The 16,673-nt window shown below is 66.5% G+C and carries 15 protein-coding genes and 8 tRNA genes; 9 read left to right on the forward strand and 14 right to left on the reverse strand.

Annotated elements, in window-relative coordinates; genetic code table 11:
- Positions 1–101 precede the first annotated feature (101 nt).
- From AB0J67_RS16535 to AB0J67_RS16545, 3 genes are all read left to right on the forward strand, one after another.
- The gene (locus AB0J67_RS16535) at positions 102–788 is read left to right on the forward strand and encodes a DsbA family oxidoreductase (RefSeq protein ID WP_363482665.1); all 687 of its coding nucleotides are present in this window, start codon (positions 102–104) and stop codon (positions 786–788) included.
- Positions 789–994: 206 nt separating this feature from the next.
- Positions 995–2,281, forward strand: a complete 1,287-nt coding sequence (locus tag AB0J67_RS16540; protein ID WP_363482668.1) for an MFS transporter — start codon at positions 995–997, stop codon at positions 2,279–2,281.
- 140 nt (positions 2,282–2,421) lie between these two features.
- Complete coding sequence (locus AB0J67_RS16545; protein ID WP_363482671.1) at positions 2,422–3,279, forward strand: PIG-L deacetylase family protein; 858 nt, start codon at positions 2,422–2,424, stop codon at positions 3,277–3,279.
- A 97-nt stretch (positions 3,280–3,376) separates the two neighbouring features.
- Here AB0J67_RS16545 and AB0J67_RS16550 read toward each other — a convergent pair whose 3' ends face one another.
- The 12 genes from AB0J67_RS16550 to AB0J67_RS16605 form a co-directional block, all read right to left on the reverse strand.
- Positions 3,377–4,315, reverse strand: coding sequence for a threonine/serine dehydratase (locus AB0J67_RS16550; RefSeq protein WP_363482674.1), 939 nt, complete (start codon positions 4,313–4,315; stop codon positions 3,377–3,379).
- 38 nt (positions 4,316–4,353) lie between these two features.
- Positions 4,354–4,427, reverse strand: a tRNA-Cys gene (locus AB0J67_RS16555).
- Between the two features lie 6 nt (positions 4,428–4,433).
- Positions 4,434–4,514 (reverse strand) — tRNA-Tyr (locus tag AB0J67_RS16560).
- A gap of 18 nt (positions 4,515–4,532) precedes the next feature.
- A tRNA-Glu gene (locus AB0J67_RS16565) sits at positions 4,533–4,606 on the reverse strand.
- Between the two features lie 16 nt (positions 4,607–4,622).
- Positions 4,623–4,696, reverse strand: a tRNA-Pro gene (locus tag AB0J67_RS16570).
- Positions 4,697–4,727: 31 nt separating this feature from the next.
- Positions 4,728–4,801 (reverse strand) — tRNA-Arg (locus AB0J67_RS16575).
- Positions 4,802–4,805: 4 nt separating this feature from the next.
- Positions 4,806–4,878: transfer RNA gene (locus tag AB0J67_RS16580), tRNA-Ala, on the reverse strand.
- A 32-nt stretch (positions 4,879–4,910) separates the two neighbouring features.
- Positions 4,911–5,354, reverse strand: a complete 444-nt coding sequence (locus AB0J67_RS16585; RefSeq protein WP_363482677.1) for an HNH endonuclease — start codon at positions 5,352–5,354, stop codon at positions 4,911–4,913.
- Positions 5,355–5,386: 32 nt separating this feature from the next.
- Positions 5,387–5,460 (reverse strand) — tRNA-Gly (locus AB0J67_RS16590).
- Positions 5,461–5,479: 19 nt separating this feature from the next.
- Positions 5,480–5,550, reverse strand: a tRNA-Glu gene (locus AB0J67_RS16595).
- Between the two features lie 813 nt (positions 5,551–6,363).
- On the reverse strand, positions 6,364–6,822 hold the full coding sequence (locus tag AB0J67_RS16600) for a hypothetical protein (RefSeq protein ID WP_363482680.1): 459 nt from the start codon (positions 6,820–6,822) through the stop codon (positions 6,364–6,366).
- Between the two features lie 138 nt (positions 6,823–6,960).
- The gene (locus AB0J67_RS16605) at positions 6,961–7,275 is read right to left on the reverse strand and encodes a hypothetical protein (protein WP_363482683.1); all 315 of its coding nucleotides are present in this window, start codon (positions 7,273–7,275) and stop codon (positions 6,961–6,963) included.
- Positions 7,276–7,408: 133 nt separating this feature from the next.
- Here AB0J67_RS16605 and AB0J67_RS16610 point away from each other — a divergent pair, with 133 nt between their 5' ends.
- Entirely contained in the window at positions 7,409–7,597 is a 189-nt protein-coding gene (locus AB0J67_RS16610; RefSeq protein ID WP_363482686.1) for a hypothetical protein, read from the forward strand.
- Between the two features lie 270 nt (positions 7,598–7,867).
- On the opposite strand, the gene AB0J67_RS16615 is transcribed toward AB0J67_RS16610, so the two are convergent.
- A complete protein-coding gene (locus AB0J67_RS16615; protein ID WP_363482689.1) occupies positions 7,868–8,194 on the reverse strand; it encodes a hypothetical protein in 327 nt (108 codons plus the stop codon).
- 288 nt (positions 8,195–8,482) lie between these two features.
- On the opposite strand from AB0J67_RS16615, the gene AB0J67_RS16620 reads away from it, so the two are divergent.
- The 5 genes from AB0J67_RS16620 (at position 8,483) to AB0J67_RS16640 (ending at position 15,219) form a co-directional block, all read left to right on the forward strand.
- On the forward strand, positions 8,483–9,043 hold the full coding sequence (locus tag AB0J67_RS16620; RefSeq protein ID WP_363482692.1) for a hypothetical protein: 561 nt from the start codon (positions 8,483–8,485) through the stop codon (positions 9,041–9,043).
- Between the two features lie 373 nt (positions 9,044–9,416).
- On the forward strand, positions 9,417–10,064 hold the full coding sequence (locus AB0J67_RS16625) for a hypothetical protein (RefSeq protein ID WP_363482695.1): 648 nt from the start codon (positions 9,417–9,419) through the stop codon (positions 10,062–10,064).
- A gap of 4 nt (positions 10,065–10,068) precedes the next feature.
- Complete coding sequence (locus AB0J67_RS16630; RefSeq protein WP_363482698.1) at positions 10,069–10,551, forward strand: tyrosine-type recombinase/integrase; 483 nt, start codon at positions 10,069–10,071, stop codon at positions 10,549–10,551.
- Between the two features lie 1,289 nt (positions 10,552–11,840).
- Positions 11,841–14,720: a hypothetical protein gene (locus AB0J67_RS16635; protein ID WP_363482700.1), complete on the forward strand. Its 2,880-nt coding sequence runs from the start codon at positions 11,841–11,843 to the stop codon at positions 14,718–14,720.
- 148 nt (positions 14,721–14,868) lie between these two features.
- A complete protein-coding gene (locus AB0J67_RS16640; protein ID WP_363482703.1) occupies positions 14,869–15,219 on the forward strand; it encodes a rhodanese-like domain-containing protein in 351 nt (116 codons plus the stop codon).
- Between the two features lie 304 nt (positions 15,220–15,523).
- Here the strand turns inward: AB0J67_RS16640 and AB0J67_RS16645 are convergent, their stop codons facing one another.
- Positions 15,524–16,492: a peptide deformylase gene (locus AB0J67_RS16645; RefSeq protein ID WP_363482706.1), complete on the reverse strand. Its 969-nt coding sequence runs from the start codon at positions 16,490–16,492 to the stop codon at positions 15,524–15,526.
- Positions 16,493–16,673: the final 181 nt, after the last annotated feature.

The raw sequence follows: 16,673 nt of genomic DNA on the forward strand, positions 1-16,673 counted from the left end.
GCGACATCTTGCCATCGACTCCGGTGCCCACGCTGCGTGCCCTTGCGCACACCACGCGTGCCACGGGAACACAAGATCCCGGTCGTGTGTTACACCACACCGTGCAGATCGAGATCTATTCCGACGTCGTGTGCCCCTGGTGCTGGATCGGCGAGCAGCGCCTGCTGAAGGCGCTGGACGGCTTCACCGAGCCGGTCGAGCTGACCTGGCGGGCCTTCCAGCTGGACCCCTCCGCCGAGTCCGGGCCGCTGGTGCAGTGGCTGGGCCGCCGCTACGGCGGCGAGGCCAACGTCCGGCGGATGTTCTCGCAGGTGACCGAGGTCGGGCGGGACGAGGGTCTCACCATGAACTTCGACCAGGCGATCAACGCGAACACCTTCGACGCGCACCGGCTGATCTGGTGGGCCGGGCAGCGCGGCGAGCAGCGGCCGATGGTCGAGGCGCTGCACCGGGCGCACTTCACCGACGGCGTGGACCTCGGCTCGCGGACCGCGATCGCGGCGGTCGCGGCCGGGCTGGGCCACGACGAGCAGGGCGTACGCGACTTCCTCGACTCCGACGCCGGTGCGGCGGAGGTGCGGGGCGAGCTGGCCACCGGACGCGAGCTGAACATCACCGGCGTGCCGATGTTCGTCTTCGCCGGCAAGTACGGCATCAGCGGCGCCCAGGACCCGTCGACCCTGCGCGAGGTGCTCGACGAGGTCCGCCGCCGCGAGTCCGGCTCGCCGCTGACGACGCTGCCCACGCCGCGCGGCGAGCAGTGCGACGATGACTCCTGCGCCGTGTGACCGATACGGGAAAGGGCCCTCCGTCGGAGGGCCCTTTTTGTGCCGTTCGCGATGTTCCACGTGAAACAAGATCGCCAACCGCCGATCGGTCTGCGCCGGTGACAGCCGCGCCGCGCAGGTTGCCGCCGCGGGTGATCTCTCGGGCACCCGTTGCCTGGGTCACTCGCCCCTGGCCAAGAGGTCGTTAGCTCGGCTAAGGTCTCGCCGTGAGCGAGGTCGCGGAGAAGCAGGTCGAGGCGGGTGCCGCCGAGACCGCGCCCCGCCGCAGGTTCTTCCTGGACACCCGGCCGCTGCGGCACAAGCCGTACCGGCGGCTGTGGTCCTCGACCATCGTCACCGCCCTGGGCAGCCAGCTGACCGCGGTCGCGGTGCCCAAGCAGATCTACGACATGACCGGCTCGTCGGCCTGGGTCGGCATCGCCAGCATCGCGGGCCTGGCCCCGCTGATCGTGTTCGCGCTGTGGGGCGGCGCGATCGCCGACACCGTGGACCGGCGCAAGATGCTGCTGTTCACCAACAGCGGCATCGCCCTGCTCTGCATCGTGTTCTGGGCGCAGGCCGCGCTGTCGCTGAACTCGATCCCGCTGCTGCTGGTGCTCGTCGCCGTGCAGCAGGCGCTGTTCGGCATGAACATGCCGGCCCGCACCGCCTCGGTGGCCCGGCTCGTCCCGGCGGCGGAGCTGCCCGCCGCGGGCGCGCTCAACTCGACCGTCATGCAGGGCGGCCAGATCGCCGGGCCGATGCTGGCCGGTGCGCTGATCCCGCTGCTGGGCCTGCCCCTGCTCTACCTGTTCGACGCCATCGCACTGTGCGCCGCGCTGTACGCCGTGTACCGGCTGCCCTCGCTGCCGCCACTGAACGGCGCCGCCCGGCGCGCGGGCCTGACCGACATCCTGGACGGCTTCCGCTACCTGGCCACCCACCGGCTGCTGATGATCTCCATGGCCGCCGATGTGATCGCGATGGTCCTCGGCATGCCGCGCGCGCTGTTCCCGCAGCTGGCGGACACCGCGTACCCCGGGGTCGACGAGAACTTCGCGCTCGGCATGCTCTACGCCGCGGTGCCGATCGGCGCGCTGCTCGGCGGCCTGCTGTCGGGCACCTTCTCCCACGTACGCCGGCACGGCCTGATGGTGGTGATCGCGGTGTGCGCGTGGGGCGCGGCGATCGTGGGCTTCGGCCTCAGCAGCTCGATCTGGCTGGCGGTGGTGTTCCTCGGCATCGCGGGCGTCGCCGACATGGTGTCGATGGTGTTCCGCGGCGCGATCCTGCAGGCGGCCGCCACCGACGAGATGCGCGGCCGGATGCAGGGCGTGCACACCATGGTCGTGGCGGGCGGGCCGCGCCTGGCCGACCTGCTGCACGGGGTGGCGGTGCCGGTGGCGGGCGCGAGCGCCGCCGTCGCGGGCGGCGGCGTGCTGGTGATGGTGTGCATGACCGCGCTGGCGCTCGCCGTCCCGGCGTTCCTGCGCTACCGCGGCCCGGCCCGCTGACGTGCGGCGCTGAACACCCATTAAGGTGGTCCGACCACCGCCCGGTGGCCGCTACCACGCGTACGGCTCGTCCCGGCGGTCCGCCCGAACAGCGGATCACCCGGCGGCAGGCCGGCGTCCCCTCGGAACGGAACAGCACGATGCGCCTCTCCCGACGTAACAAGATCATCGTGTCGGTGCTGGCATGCCTGGTGGTGCTCCCCACCGGGATCGTCTTCGGCCTCAACCGGTACGTCAACGACACCGGCGTGCCGCTGACCGACAGCCTTTTCCCGGAAGGCGCGCCCAAGAAGCTGCTCGCCGTCTTCGCCCACCCCGACGACGAGATCACCGTGGCCGGCTCGCTGCGGCGGATGAGCGAGGAGCCCGACTCCGAGATCACCATCGCCTACCTCACCCGCGGCGAGGCGGCGAACGTGCCCAAGACGTCCCTGTCCGACCTCGCCGAGCGGCGCACCGTCGAGGCGAACGACGCGGGCCGGGTGCTCGGCGCCGACAACGTCGAACTGTTCGACCTGCCCGACAGCGGCCTGCCCGCCGCCGACGCGACCGGCGCGCGCGGGATCGTCTCCGACCTGATCGACAAGTACCGCCCCAGCGTCGTGGTGAGCTTCGACGACCGGGTCGGCTTCTACGGCCACCCCGACCACGAGCAGGTCGGGGTATGGGTCAAGGGCGTCCTCGGCGACCGGCGGCACGAGCCCCTGTTCCCGGTGAAGCACTTCTACCAGGCCACCCTGCCCGACTCGATGATCTCGGTGGCCAAGGAGCTGTCCCCCACGTTCCGGGACATGTACCCGGCCGACCCGGCGCAGGGCCTGCCGAAGCCGACCGTCGCGATGGCCGTCGACAGCGTCGGCGGCGAGAAGCGGGCCGCGCTCGACGCGCACGCCAGCCAGGTGACCGTGCTCCAGGCGGTGCAGCCGGGCTACGACAAGCTGCCGTCCTGGATCTACTTCCGCATCCTCAGCCGGGAGTACTTCACCAAGGTCTTCTAGCGTCCCGGGGCCCGCGGGTTCGGTCACCGGGATCCGGGCCTCCTGCACGGAGAGCACGGGCCGCCCGATGGCCGGTCGACCCGCGCGGTGCCGAGGTTCAGAGATCCGACGGGTCGGTGTTGGCGCCGCAGGCGACCAGCACCACCCGCTCCCCCGCGGCCGGCCGGTAGGCCCCGCTGGTCAGCGCCGCGAAAGCGGCCGCGGCGCCGTGCTCCAGCACGATGCGGCGGTCCGCCCACAGCGTCCGGCGGGCCGCGACGATGTCGTCGTCGGTCACCAGCACGCTGGTCACGCCCGTGCGCACCGCGACGGCGTACCCGATCTCGCCGACCCGCCGGGCACCGAGCGAGTCCGCGGCGATCCCGGAGACGGCGACGTCCACCGGAGCGCCCGCGGCCAGGGCCGCGTGCAGGCTGGGCGCGAGCACCGGCTCCACGCCGACCACCCGGGCCCGCCCTTCGAGCGCGGCGGCCACGCCGGCCATCAGCCCGCCGCCGCCGACCGCGACGAGCACGGTGTCGAACCCGCCCGGGATGTCGGCCAGCAGCTCCAGGCCGATCGTCCCGGCCCCGGCGACCATCTCCGGCTGGTCGTACGCGTGGCAGTAGACGGCGCCCGTGTCGGCGGCGCGCTTGACGGCGGCCTCGTAGGCCATGGCGTACTCGGTGCCGTGCTGCTCCACCTGTGCCCCGAGCTGCCGCAGCTTCGCGACCTTCACCGAGGGCGCGGTCTGCGGCACGAACACGGTCGCCGGAACGCCACAGGTGCGGGCGGCGTACGCGACGGCGAGCCCCGCGTTGCCACCGGAGGCGGCGACCACGCCCACCGCCGGGTCGAGCTCGCCCGCCTGCTGCGCCGCGAGCACCCGGTTGAGCGCGCCGCGCGCCTTGAAGCTGCCGGTGTGCTGCATGTACTCGCACTTCAGCCACGACGCGCCGGACAGCCCACCCGGCTCGACCACCGCCAGGGGCGTACGCCGGAACCGCCCGGCGATCCGCGTCGCGGCGGCGTCGACATCTGCCCGGGTGATGGTCATACCCGAACCCTAGAACCCACGGTGGACGGCACGAACAGAGGCCACGCCGGGAGTCGAACCCGAGAACATCCGTTTTGCAGACGGAGCGCCCCACCCGGAACGCCACGAGGCCGTGCAGTGCGGACGGAGGGATTCGAACCCACTCAGCAAAGCACCCGGTTTACAGCCGGGCCCGACTCTCCCACGTCGGCGCATCCGCAAGATCATGTTGGTACAGCAGCGCGGACGGGATTCGAACCCGCAGCACTCCCGCTTGAAAGGCGGGCGACTCTCCCCTTCGTCCACCGCGCCGTGGACTTTCCCTACGTCGGGATGGCCGGACTCGAACCGACGGCCTCTGCACCCCCAGTGCAGCGCGCTACCAAGCTGCGCCACATCCCGTTCGGAACGCGGCCCCCCGCCGCGTCCCTCGCGCCCTGAGCAGGACTCGAACCTGCAACCCCCGGCTTCGTAGACCGGTGCGCTGTCCCGTTGCGCCATCAGGGCCCGGTGGATCCAGCCGGACTCGAACCGGCCACCTCCGCTTTGCAAGAGCGGCGCTCTACCAGATGAGCTATGAACCCGAAGGGCTGCGGGCCCCCGTGACCCGCAGCCGTCAGCGCTTGGCCAGCATCGCCCACGACGGGACCGCCGGCTGGAACCGCAGCGGCATCCCCGCCTCGACCGGCGTGCGATCGCCCTTGCGCTGATTGCAGCCGCCACAGGCGGCCACCGTGTTGAGCCAGGTGTTGCGCCCACCCCGCGAGCTGGGCAGCACATGATCGATGGTGTACGCGGCACCGCCGCAGTACGCGCAGCGGTGCTGATCGCGGACGAGCACGCCGCGCCGGGACCAGGCCGGCCCGGCGCCGTAACGCCAGCGGGTCACCACATAGCTGACCAGCCGCACGACCTTGGGCATCGGGAAGACCCCGATGGCCTGGTCAGGTTCCGACTCGTGCACCACCGCGACCTGCCGCCACAGCATGCGCAGGGCGTGACGCAGGCTGACCCGGTGGAGCGGGCCGAGATCGGCGTTGAGGACGAGTACTGCGTTCATCGGGTCACCTCCTGGGAATGCTGTAGACGGGTTGGAGCGGTAGCCGGGAGTCGAACCCGGATCTCTGCCATGGCGAGGCAGCGCACTGCCGTTGTGCGACAACCGCGAGCTGGTGTTTCCTTGCGCAGCCGATGCGGGACTCGAACCCGCTTTTCCGAGTAGAGAGCTCGGGGGCCTACCCATAGCCGAATCGGCCTCGGCACCGCATACTGCGGCGCTGATTCTCAATGCCATCCACTGTGGAGTTCTCAAGGTGCTCAGCCGCCGGCAGGCCGGGGCTTGTGGTGCCGTCTTCGCTGTTCAGGTGCTTTGCATAGAGAAAGGCCGCCCGCTTCCGAGATCGGAGGCGGGCGGCCTTGAAGCCGCTTCGGCAGCGCTTCAGCAGCGCTGCCCGCCCCGTCCCGGGTCGGGTTCCCACAGATACGCGCAGCCGCGTCGACCGGCGGCGGGCATGGCGTTCTCGACGCACGGCTTCAGCCTGTGCGTGGTGTACGAGAAGGCGCTCATGTCGTTCTCCGGTCCGTTCATCCGTGGTGTCGTTCTTGGTGTGGGCATACGGTATTGCGAGCCCGATTCGGGAGGCAACCGCATTTTCCGCGGCCGATGTATGCGCAGCTCAGACGGATCGCGGGAGCGATGGCCGGGAACTCGCCCAGCGGCCGGCAAGCCGCCAGACTCGGCGCGTACGGCCGGCTCAGCGTCGACGGCCGCACCTGCTGAACGTTGGTGGACGCAGCCGGGCCGGCGCCCGGCCGTACAACAGAGCACGTTTGTGCTCGGCGTACTTACGCTGTCACCCATCATCGGCGAGCTTGCCGTATCCGTGCCCGGCCAGGGTGTGGTCGCCGGATGTCACATATGCGGGTCCTTGTCGAGCACGGTGGCTGACGGCCGACACCTACGGCGACGTTTGGCCACGAAGGCCCGCGGTGCAGCGGACGACAACGATCGAGTCACGGGCGAGGAGGACGTAGGGCGGAATAGGGAGATCAACCAGGCTCACCAGCGGCTATACGCCCGGCATCGTTTCGACCGTCGTTCCCGGTGGGGCCTCTCTGGTAAGGCCGTACCGGTAGAAGGTGAACAAGTTGTGCTCACGGCCGTGCTCGAGCCGTTTGGCGACCTTGCCGTGTGGGAAGCCACGCAGGCCATTCGGCATTTCGACCACGGCCGCGTTCTCGTGAGGATCGTAGGCCCAGCGGCCGCCACCATGGCGCACCATCAGCTCGCCAAGGTAGGCACCTATGCTCATGATCATGCTCTGGCGGTAGGCGGGCGGTGGATCCGTCGCCAGGAACGCATCACATATGTCATCCAGCTGAGACGCCTCTGTCGACTCCCACCCAAGCGGCCAGCCCTCGGCTGCCGAGCCCTTGACGAACGTCTCGGCCAGCCGACCCATGGCCTCGGCGGTCTCTGCGTCGGTCGGGTTGGGACGCCTACGGAACCGGTCCAGAAAGCCTGGCATTCGCCACCTCCGCGTCGAAGCGGGAGCTTAGCAAGAGCGAGATCAAAAACTCCAGGCGTTACCAGTGGCTTATACGGCCAACGGCAAAGCCCGGTTGATCAAGAGTTATCGCTGGTGGAGCCTAGGAGTTTCCGACTGTTAGCGATCCTCGATCATCTTGTCGAGCTTGCGCACCAGGTCGGCGTACTCTTCGGTGACCCGGTGTATTTGATCGGTGTCGTAGGAATCGAGCGTGTGGCGCAGACGGGCGATGACGCCGATCTGGCCCTCCCACTGTGCCAGGCGATCGGCGTCGGGAGTCGATCGACGCTCCTCCTGCTCGATCAGCACGGTGTAGCACACGATCGCGATTCCCAAGACGTCCAGCGCCATCTCATGACTCACCGCGCGCCCTGCCGCCAGCACCCGCTCCGGCGCGTTACCGGGGGTTGATTGGGTCACCGACACCTCCATGCCGACCGGTGCACCGTACGGATCTTCGACCGTCTCGCTGCACGATACGCCGCGCTCCGCAAATCCCCACCGTGGTGGGTGAAGCGAACAGGTACAAGCTGGGTAAACTCGATGACCGGTGGGGAGGCTGAGCATGGACGTAATCCAGGCGATCAACGAGGCAACCCGCGCCGAGCATGAGCAGTGGATCGCGGAGATCCGAGGCTGGGCAGACACTGCCCATGAGCGCGGCGACGAGGTGGCCGTCCGCCGGTACCTCGCGCAGACTGAGCGACTTGAGGCCATCCCCAAGCCCTGGGAGAGCCAGCAGCGCGAAGCATAGTCCGGCGCCAATAACTCCATGCACGTCAAAGCGCCGTCAAGTCAGCCTTGACGGCGCTTCGTGTCTCTACGGCCGCGCTCCTATCCGCATGTCACACCCACTGCGTAGGTGGCGCAGTGATCGAACTGTCGGTGGTTGTCGCTGACTACCCAGGAGCGGTGCCAGCACACGCTCCTGGGTTGTTCGGCGTCAGTATCGATCGAGCATCGCGCTGGCTTTCTGCTGACTCGGCACCCTATGACGCGCTGGGCGTGCCGTGTCGTTTGCGGCTCACCAGCGCCTGGTCGACCGCCAGTCCTCGATGGTGGCGGCAGAGGCAGCCGCGGCGGCCCGCTCCGCACGATCCGCCTCGCGGCGGCGGAACCCGCGCACGAGTCGGAAGCCAACGTAGAACGGCAGCACGAAAGCCGCGTAGAAGACGAGAACTTGCCCACCCTCGTAGCGGAACAGCAGGTGGTAGGCATATATGAGAACGGGCACAGCGATTGCGGCGCAGAGCAGCCGGTCGACGACCGACGTAGTGCCGAACCGCGTGACTGCCATCGCGAACAGGGCAAATCCGCTCAACGCGAGCGCGCATCCATACCAGAGCGCCACTTCAGCCTCCCCATCTCAGACCGACGGGAGCGTAATGGATCGCCGCCAGTCCCGGGCGACGCCTCCCGGCCAGATGTGCGGACCTCGGCAACCTCGACGACATGACGTTGAAGCGGAACCGCGAGACCTCTGCCCAGGTCAAGGGAATGTGTCCGCCACAAGCCTTCCTCACGTCCGCCAGGGTTCTATTGGTCGCCAGCGGTTGTCGATGTTTCACACAGTCCTGTGCCCCCCCTTGTGCCCCGCGCTCTGCTAGGGGTCCCCGTCGCACAGGAGAAGGCGCGAATAATGATCGTCATGTCCATGGCCTTCAGCACGGCGATTATCCTTCGCGTAGCGGAGCTGGCGAGGCAGCACGCTCACGCGGTCATCTCGTCAAACACTCTGATGTTGCCGGGGTACGAAGACCTCGTGTGCTGGAACGGCTCCGCCTTGGCCGGTGGCCCAGACGTCGTCTGGGTATGGACGTTCTCATCCGCGCGCCGCGAGCACGACGGTTTCAACCATCTGAACCAAACTCTTGCCGCCATGTGTTCTGAGCTGGGGGTTGAAGCTGTCCCTGGACCTCCCTTCGCGGCAGGACGCACGTCGCCGGACATCGGCGATACCGAGTACCAGTGGGTATCAGTTAGCTCCTCAGCGCTATACCGAGGCGTCGAGATCGTTGACACCGACTTGACCGAGTACCGGCAGGCAGACCATCCCCTTGAGCCAGCTGCCGTACTCAAGAGCGGCGTGCGTGTCGCCTCCGACAAGAACCACGAGGCAGACCGGTATCTCGCTGGCCGGTTTCCGCACGCCTACCCCCGAACACCACCCCGGTTGAAAGACAGCGGGCGTCGTCCGTGATGCTGCCCGCTGCCATCCCGTCCGCCGTCGACCCACACTCCGTGGACGCGGAACCTGGCCCCGCCGGCAAGGCCAAGCCGCGCAAGCGCGGTCGCCTACGGCGAGCCTTGCCGGCGGGGCCAGGTTCCGCGTAGGCATCCGCCTGGGTTGGCGGTGGGCGGGATGGCCCCACCCCCACCACCCACCCGACCGCAAGACGCCCACGGCTCCCTTCCATCCCGGGGCCGGGGCGGCCCCCGCCGGAGGCGCTATCGATAGCACGCCCACTTGTAGCCATAGCAGAACGGCTAGCCGTGTTTTAGCCCTGCGATCAGGGCGATTGCAGGTGGCATCCGCACGTCAGCATCCGGCCACGCACCCGTAGCCTGCGACCATGACCATGGAAGTCAGCAGGGATCAGGTACCCGACCCGCACGCGTTGCTCAGGGACACGGCATGGGATTCCATCAGCCACGCGTACGGACCAGCTGACGACACACCACTGGAGCTGGTCAAGCTACTGAGTGAGGACTCCGACCGCATCGACGAGGCGGTCCAGCACGTCAGCGAGTTGGTCTCGCACCAGAACAGCGTCTACCAGGCGACAGCGCCGGTGGCGCTCTACATCGCCGGGATCCTGTCCGACCCTCGGCTGGCAGCTGCGACCACACGCTATGACGACGGCCAGGCCCGTCCGTTGCGCGCCTCCCTGCTCGACTGGCTGGGCTGCACCGCCGACGACATCACTGACGAAATCGTCGCGATCAACGAGCGCCACGGATTCCCACTGGACGGCTACGTTGCGATGAAGGAGATGCGGTCTTGGCGTCCTGCAATCTTCCAGGCGGTGTCGGCCTTCCTTCACGACCCTGACCCCGACATTCGCCGTGCTGCTGTGATCGCCGGAGTACTGCTCCTTGACTCACCGGCGGCCGTCGACGAGCACGGAATGGTCCCCGCAGTGTCGGAGGTGCTGGAGACCAGCACTGACCAGTTCGCCCGCCGTGTCGCCAGGGACGTCCTTAACGCCCTTGTCGGCTGACCTCGTGTTCGTGACCAGCACGGCTACGCCGCCGCGGCGCTCGAACTTCCGACGGCAGGTTTGGCGTCCCGCGTTGGTCCGCGCCGGGCTGCTGGGCCACCTGGACGCGGCAGAGCCGTCCCGGTCCGCGGCCACCTGGCATGACGCTGACAACGTGCAGCATTCGGCGGTCTTCGGCTCCGAGCGGGAGGCCGTGAACCACCTCGTGCTGCACGCCGCCGGCGGACTCCGGTTCCACGACCTTCGACACTCGTACGCGACGTGGCTCGTGTCGGACGGCGTTCCGATCAACGTCGTTCAGCGGGTCATGGGTCACCAGAACGCATCCACAACCCTCAACCTTTACACGCACGCGCCCGACGATTATGAGCGCAAGGTGCGGGACCTATTCGGTGCCCCGGCTGACGAGATGCTGACTTTTGATCCTGCGAGGCCGGAAACGGAAACTGGCCACGCGCCAGAGGATGGCCGTGACCAGTGTGATTGAGGAGTGGAGCCTAGGAGAATCGAACTCCTAACCCCCGCCTTGCAAACTTGACGCACATAGTCTGCCTCTGTCGCCAAAGGCCGCTTGCCTGCGGCGTGCATCTGCCCGCTTAGGTACCTCGGCCACCATGTCGGAAGGCTTGGCTGTACGGATGGCTGTACGCGCAAGCTTCTTTAGCTCGCCACGGTTTCCTCGGCTTTCTGCAGTTGCGTGCGAGGTCAGGCGGTCGCTTCGGCGCCGACGTGGCCTGGCTCAGCTTCCGACCTTGCTGCACTGCTGTACGAGCCGTCGGGGTAGCAGTAGCGGGTGTCGCGGTGAGCGCCGCTTTCGACCACTGGCCACACGAATTCAGTTGGCGACCAGCCGTGGAATGCAGTCATTGTTGATCATCGTTGGTTGGTCGACGCTCGAGGGCGCGGTGCCAGCCCGAGGCGATCTTGGGACGGCCTGTCAGTCCGCCAACCCATGCGGTCCTGCCTCATTGACGCACTCCGCCAGGGCGGCCGTGGGCGCTGAGCTGTCGGCACGCGGGCAGAGCCGCTGAGGGGCCGTAGAGAGGTTGTCATCCCTAGGCCCAAGACTCTCCCTAATTCGCGGCGAACGGCAATTCGGCTTAATAGCCGGTTCGAGCCTTCGAGTATTCGGTGGAGTGTCATGGAACCGTCGATGGGATCCTGTCGTATTGCCTGCTGCCAGGCCTTCTGCTGTGGCGAGTGCTGTGAGCGATGAGATCGCCCCATTTGCCCCAGATCAGGAGGGCGGAATTGCGCCTGAGGGGTGGCAGGTTGTCTTTGCGAAGATTGTGTGTGTTGGCGGCAGCGGCGGTGTCGCTGTTTGCTGGCGTTTTTGTGGTGCCGGGGCAGGCGTTGGCCAAGCCTGAGGCGGGTGCCGGTGGGCCGGTGTGGGTGCAGGCTGGTGATGATCCCGGGACAGAAGCTTGCGACAACTTCTGCGACCCTCAGCCTATGGTGACCGTGAACGGGTCGGTGAAGGTCAAGACCGATGACGGGCTCGGTGCGCTGGGTCTGGGCAGACTTCGGTTCGAGGTATTTTACGACCAGTGGAGCGGTCCTACGGGGCTCCCCGCGACGGATGGTGTGGGTAACCCTGCGGTGGGTTCTGTGGCCGCAGATGGAACATTCGCAGCGAACTTCAGGTACCCATGGCCGATTTGGCCGAGCGGTGAGCCGGATTCTCTTGAGGGTTGCCAGCCGGACTATACATTCGGTGGCTCCCTCCCGGGCCATGAAGGAGACGGACATGTGTGTCTGCACAACTCTGTCTACATAGTGTTCAAGCTGCTCAGCGACGACGGGTCGGTGCGGGTGACCCAGCCGAACGGCCCGGACGCGTTCGTGAGGATGAACGTCGGTCAGCACTTCAGGTTTCCGAATGAGCTGAACCCGGTGACCGATTTGGCTGCTGCGCGGGCGTACCGGGCGGCGTTGGATGTGAAGGAGGTCATGCCCGGCGACGAGGGGCCGGTGACGCTGCGCATGAACGGTGCGAAGACCCATTTCGACTCGGTGACCGGATTGGTGCACCTGCACAACCAGCAGAACTCTGTGCTCTCGCCGATAACCGAGAGCGCCATCGCCCAGGCGTTCCTCAGCGACGCCTATCCTGACGGATCCTATCCCGGGCAGGGGTGCCCTCAAGGTGCCTGGCTCGGCTACCGACCTGGGTTCTCTGAAGTGCTGTCGGATGCGTGCGCGTTCGCGTACGGGACTGCGGCGTTCATCGGTATGCAGGCCGACCTGCGAAACCGGGGAACCGACCAGTCACCCACGTTCCGGCTGCCCGTAACCACGCCCTTCTCGGTCGAGACGTGCCTGTACCTTCCCCCGGATGACTTCCTCGGCTGCGCTGAGGGGCCGGGCGAACTGCTGCGTATCACCGCCGTGTTGTGGGACCTGGCCGACAACGCCAACGAAATCCCCGACGGGACGGGCGCCGGGCAGAGCTTCACCGACTTCACCGGCCACGGCTTCGCGGCGGTCACCGCCCACCTGTTGGCCGATGTGCCGGTCGACGTCGACGAACTGTGGGACGGGTGGAGGGCGAGCCACACGGCTCAGGAACGACTGATCTTCTTCATGAACACCCTCGAGTACACCGACCTGCAAGACGACAACCTGGCCACGAACGTCGCGGGGACCTGGATCGACACCGAGTGCGGCACCTGCCGCGACGGCGACTACAGGTTCACCGACCCGGCCGGCGGCTCAGCGGAGATCTCCTGGGACCTCGGCCGTCACCTGACCGAAGCAGGCGACCACGAGGTGTGGGTACGACTGCCAGCAGGCCAGGCGGGTGACGAGACCAACGCCCTCTACACCGTCGACATCGCCGGCGGCACACGCCAGGTCGGGTTCAACCAGGCCAGCACAACCGACGGTTGGGTCAGACTCCCAGCAACGTTCGACATCGACCCCGCCGGCGACAACATCCTCCGCCTACGCAACACCGACGGATCCACCACCACGCTCAAAGCCGACGCCATCATCCTCGCCCCCAACGAAGACCCGGCAGGGGTCGTGGGTCCGCCACGTGTCACCGTGTCGGGCAAGGTCATGGCCGACCGGCGTATGTCGCTGCCAGGTCAGGCGAGCCCGCAACGGCCGTTGCCCGGCGCGAAATGGGAGCTGTGGTACGAAGGCAAAGCGGGCAGCGACTCCGACGCCGTCCAATGGCGCCAGGTTAAAGCAGAAGGCAGCGATGCGCCGCTGACGGGGTACCTCGACGACCAGGGCCGGTTCGACATCGACTTCGTCTACCCGCAGCGTCACCAGCTGGCCAATGGCACTCAGTGGCATGGCTGCGAGGCCACCGACACCAGCTTTATGTCATCGCACGCCTGCGGCGACGACAAGCTCGTCCTCAAGGTGTTCCCCGTCAACGCCGACGTCTCGGCTGCGGTGCGCGAGCCAGGAAGCTTCGAGCCGGGCGATTATGAGCCGATGCTCACCATCAATCTGGGTCATTTCTTCCAACGCGAGGGCGGCCTGGACTACCAGGCGACTTCGATGGCAGCCCACGCCTACGCCGGAATCTACAACGTCAGGGATTTTGCCGGCGCCGAAATGCTCGGAGACGCCCACATCTACCTGCATAACAGGGCGGGCAGCACGTCATCGTATGACCCTCGCACTGGCACTATCCATCTGCTGACGGCACACAGCCCGTCTAGTGTGGTGGAACACGAAGTGGGACACCAACTACTGCACTCGATGTATGGCCTCACGTTTGTACTCTGGGTCAAGGAGAATTGCCAGCCTCACTACATAGACAGACCGAGTAGCCAGGATTGTGCCTGGTCGGAGGGCTTCGCGGACTGGATTGCGGTCGCGGCAGAAAACGAGCCGGGCAGCACCTCGTGGACAAATCTCACCTGGTCGGGTGGCGACTGCCCGTGCCTTACCGACATTGAGGCTCGCGCTACCGAGGGATGGCCGTACCTGCCCGGATCCGAGGTTGAAGGAAACATCGCCGCGGCCCTGTTCGACCTGATCGACAACAATCCGCCTAGCGGTGGAGAGCCGAACACTGGCGACCTGGAGGGGATGTACTCCTTCTTCGACACGAGCATGTACCCCGTCCAGCAACTGCTCCAGGTCATCGGGGACACCGAACCCAAAAACTTTACCGAATTCTGGCCCGCATGGGTCGATTTCAACGCAGGTGAGCAGCGGGATGCGGAAACATTCTGGCTTAACACACTGCACTACACCAAAATAGCCGACGCATTCCAGGCCAATGGCAAGGGAACCTGGAATACCCGCATCTGCGGGACCTCCCCGCGGTACTGCTACCTTGACGACGTCGCCATCTCCAAAGACTCCAACGCCAAGATGAGCTGGGACCTGCAACTGGACCCTGAAGTAAATCCGAGGTCTGGATTGTGGGACGTCTGGGTCTACATTCCAGAAGGTGACCTCCTCGACCCTCAAGCCCGTTACACGATCAAGACGAAGTCCGGGCCTAAGACCTATGCGATCAATCAGGAAGCTAACCGTGGACAGTGGGTCCTGATCAATCCCGCAAGCGGACTCGCCCTCGACACCCAAAAGGCCGTAACCGTTGAACTAAGCCGCAACAGAAACCCCGGATCAATCGGAACGTCGATCGTGGCAGACGCTGTCCTGATTGCACCTCGCCTGCCAGGGTGAACGACACATAACCCGACTGGCACCCCTCGGCCCCGCCACAGCCAGGATCAACAGCCTGGCCGTGGCGGGGCATATGTTCCTGATCAGCGACCATGGTGCAGGGTGCGTCGGGTACATGGATGGCGCCACGGCTGGGACAATCGGCCGCATGAGCAAGAACCCGATGATCAGTACGCACGACCTGGAGGAAAGACTCGGCGAGGTGACCTTGCTGGACCTGCGCTGGCAATCCGCCGACAGCGGACAGCGCCGGGATCTCTATGAGGCAGGACATCTGCCCGGTGCCGTGTTCGTTGGGTTCGATGCCGAGATCTGCGGGCGGCCGGGTGAATGTGGTCGCCACCCGCTGCCCGATGTCAACGTGTTGCAGGCGGCGCTGCGGCGCTCGGGGGTGCGGCAGGGCCGGACGGTCGTCGTCTACGACGGCGGCGACCTGTTGTCGGCGGCGCGGACGTGGTGGACGCTGCTGGGCAGGGCACCCCGACGTGCGTGTGCTTGAAGGCGGCTTCGCGAGGTGGTCAGGTCCGACGAGCACCGACGAGACCGTGCCAGAACCGGCTGATGTGATCGTCGCCCCTGGCCATATGCCATCCATCAAGGCCGACGAGGTACTCGACTTCGCACACGAGGGTGTCCTCCTCGACGTACAGGCCGCAGAGCGCCATGCCCGCGGCTCTTCACTTGTGATCGTCTTGCCCAGACAACAAGATGATCACCGAAAGTCGCGGGCACTTTCACCTCGTGAGTCCACTCTGGATAAGTGGTTGCGTCGGCCGACTCCCCGCCAACTTCCCTGAGCCGCACTACTGCTGAGGCGAGTCGGAGGGGTATCCCCAGCGCTGACCGGTCCCACGGTACTGGGATACGGAGATCAGTTCGACACCTGGATTCATCCCTGAGCGGTAAAGCAACCCGCCAAGATGATCTATCTCATGACCTACAAGGCGCGCGTCCCCACCGGAGAACTCAGTAATCAGCGTGTTCCCATCGACGTCCTGATGCTCAACCTCAATGACAGTGGGTCGTGGCACCATCCCGCGGACGTCGAAGAAGCTCAGGCACCCTTCGTACTGCTCGTCGACGGATGCCGACTCGGCGATGATCCGAGGGTTCAGCAGGGTGATGACGTGGTCCTCAGCGGTGCGAACAACCGCGGCAGCCCTGCCGATACCGATCTGCGGCGCGGCGACCCCCATGCCCTTGGCGAACGTGTGGACCTGGGCAACGCGCTCCATGCGGGCCACGAGTTCTGTCACGACACGGCGCGCGTCATTCGCCTCGGCAGGAAGCTCGAAACGCCTGGCTGTCTCGTACAGCAAGGGGTTGCCTTCCTGGACGATGCCGAGTGCCCACATCTGCTCGCTTGGCTTCAAGTTGTCCATCTCTGCCGCGCCTCCTGGCACGTTCGGGTTCTTGAACTTCCACTCAACACGGAACCTGCCGTGAATCGGTGGGTCGTCCGTCGCCCACCGGTAGGTGACGACATCATCCGCCACTTCACGGGCAAACGGTGTCCGGAACGGAGATGCCTCGGCCGTCATGGAAGTCTGCACGCCCCACACCACGGGCTGAAGCTCCGCCGGCAGGACGGCGGCGAGGCTCAGCCTGCGAGTCGGTAGCCGAATCGCGCGCTGCCACCACGGACCCCACTTCGACTCCTCCACCGTGTAGGTGTACTCGATCCAGGTCTTCTCGCCCTGGTAGAGCGGAAACCTGCCGTCCGAGTTCTCGAAGAGGAGCCACACCTCTTTGAACGCGTCGCGGTCGTGCATGACCCGCTGCGCCATCGGCTCATCACCGCAGAAGGCCGTGAGGTTGACCTCCTCCCACGTCAGCGGGTTCTGCCGGTAATGGCGGTTAGTACGGCAGTGCCGGTTCGTGCTCTGAGCTGCCCGGATGCGTGAGGGCGGCCACCGCCTGATCATCGAATGTTGTGGACAAGTCGATAAGCAA

The organism is Catellatospora sp. NPDC049609 (assembly GCF_040675365.1).
GTDB lineage: Bacteria > Actinomycetota > Actinomycetes > Mycobacteriales > Micromonosporaceae > Catellatospora.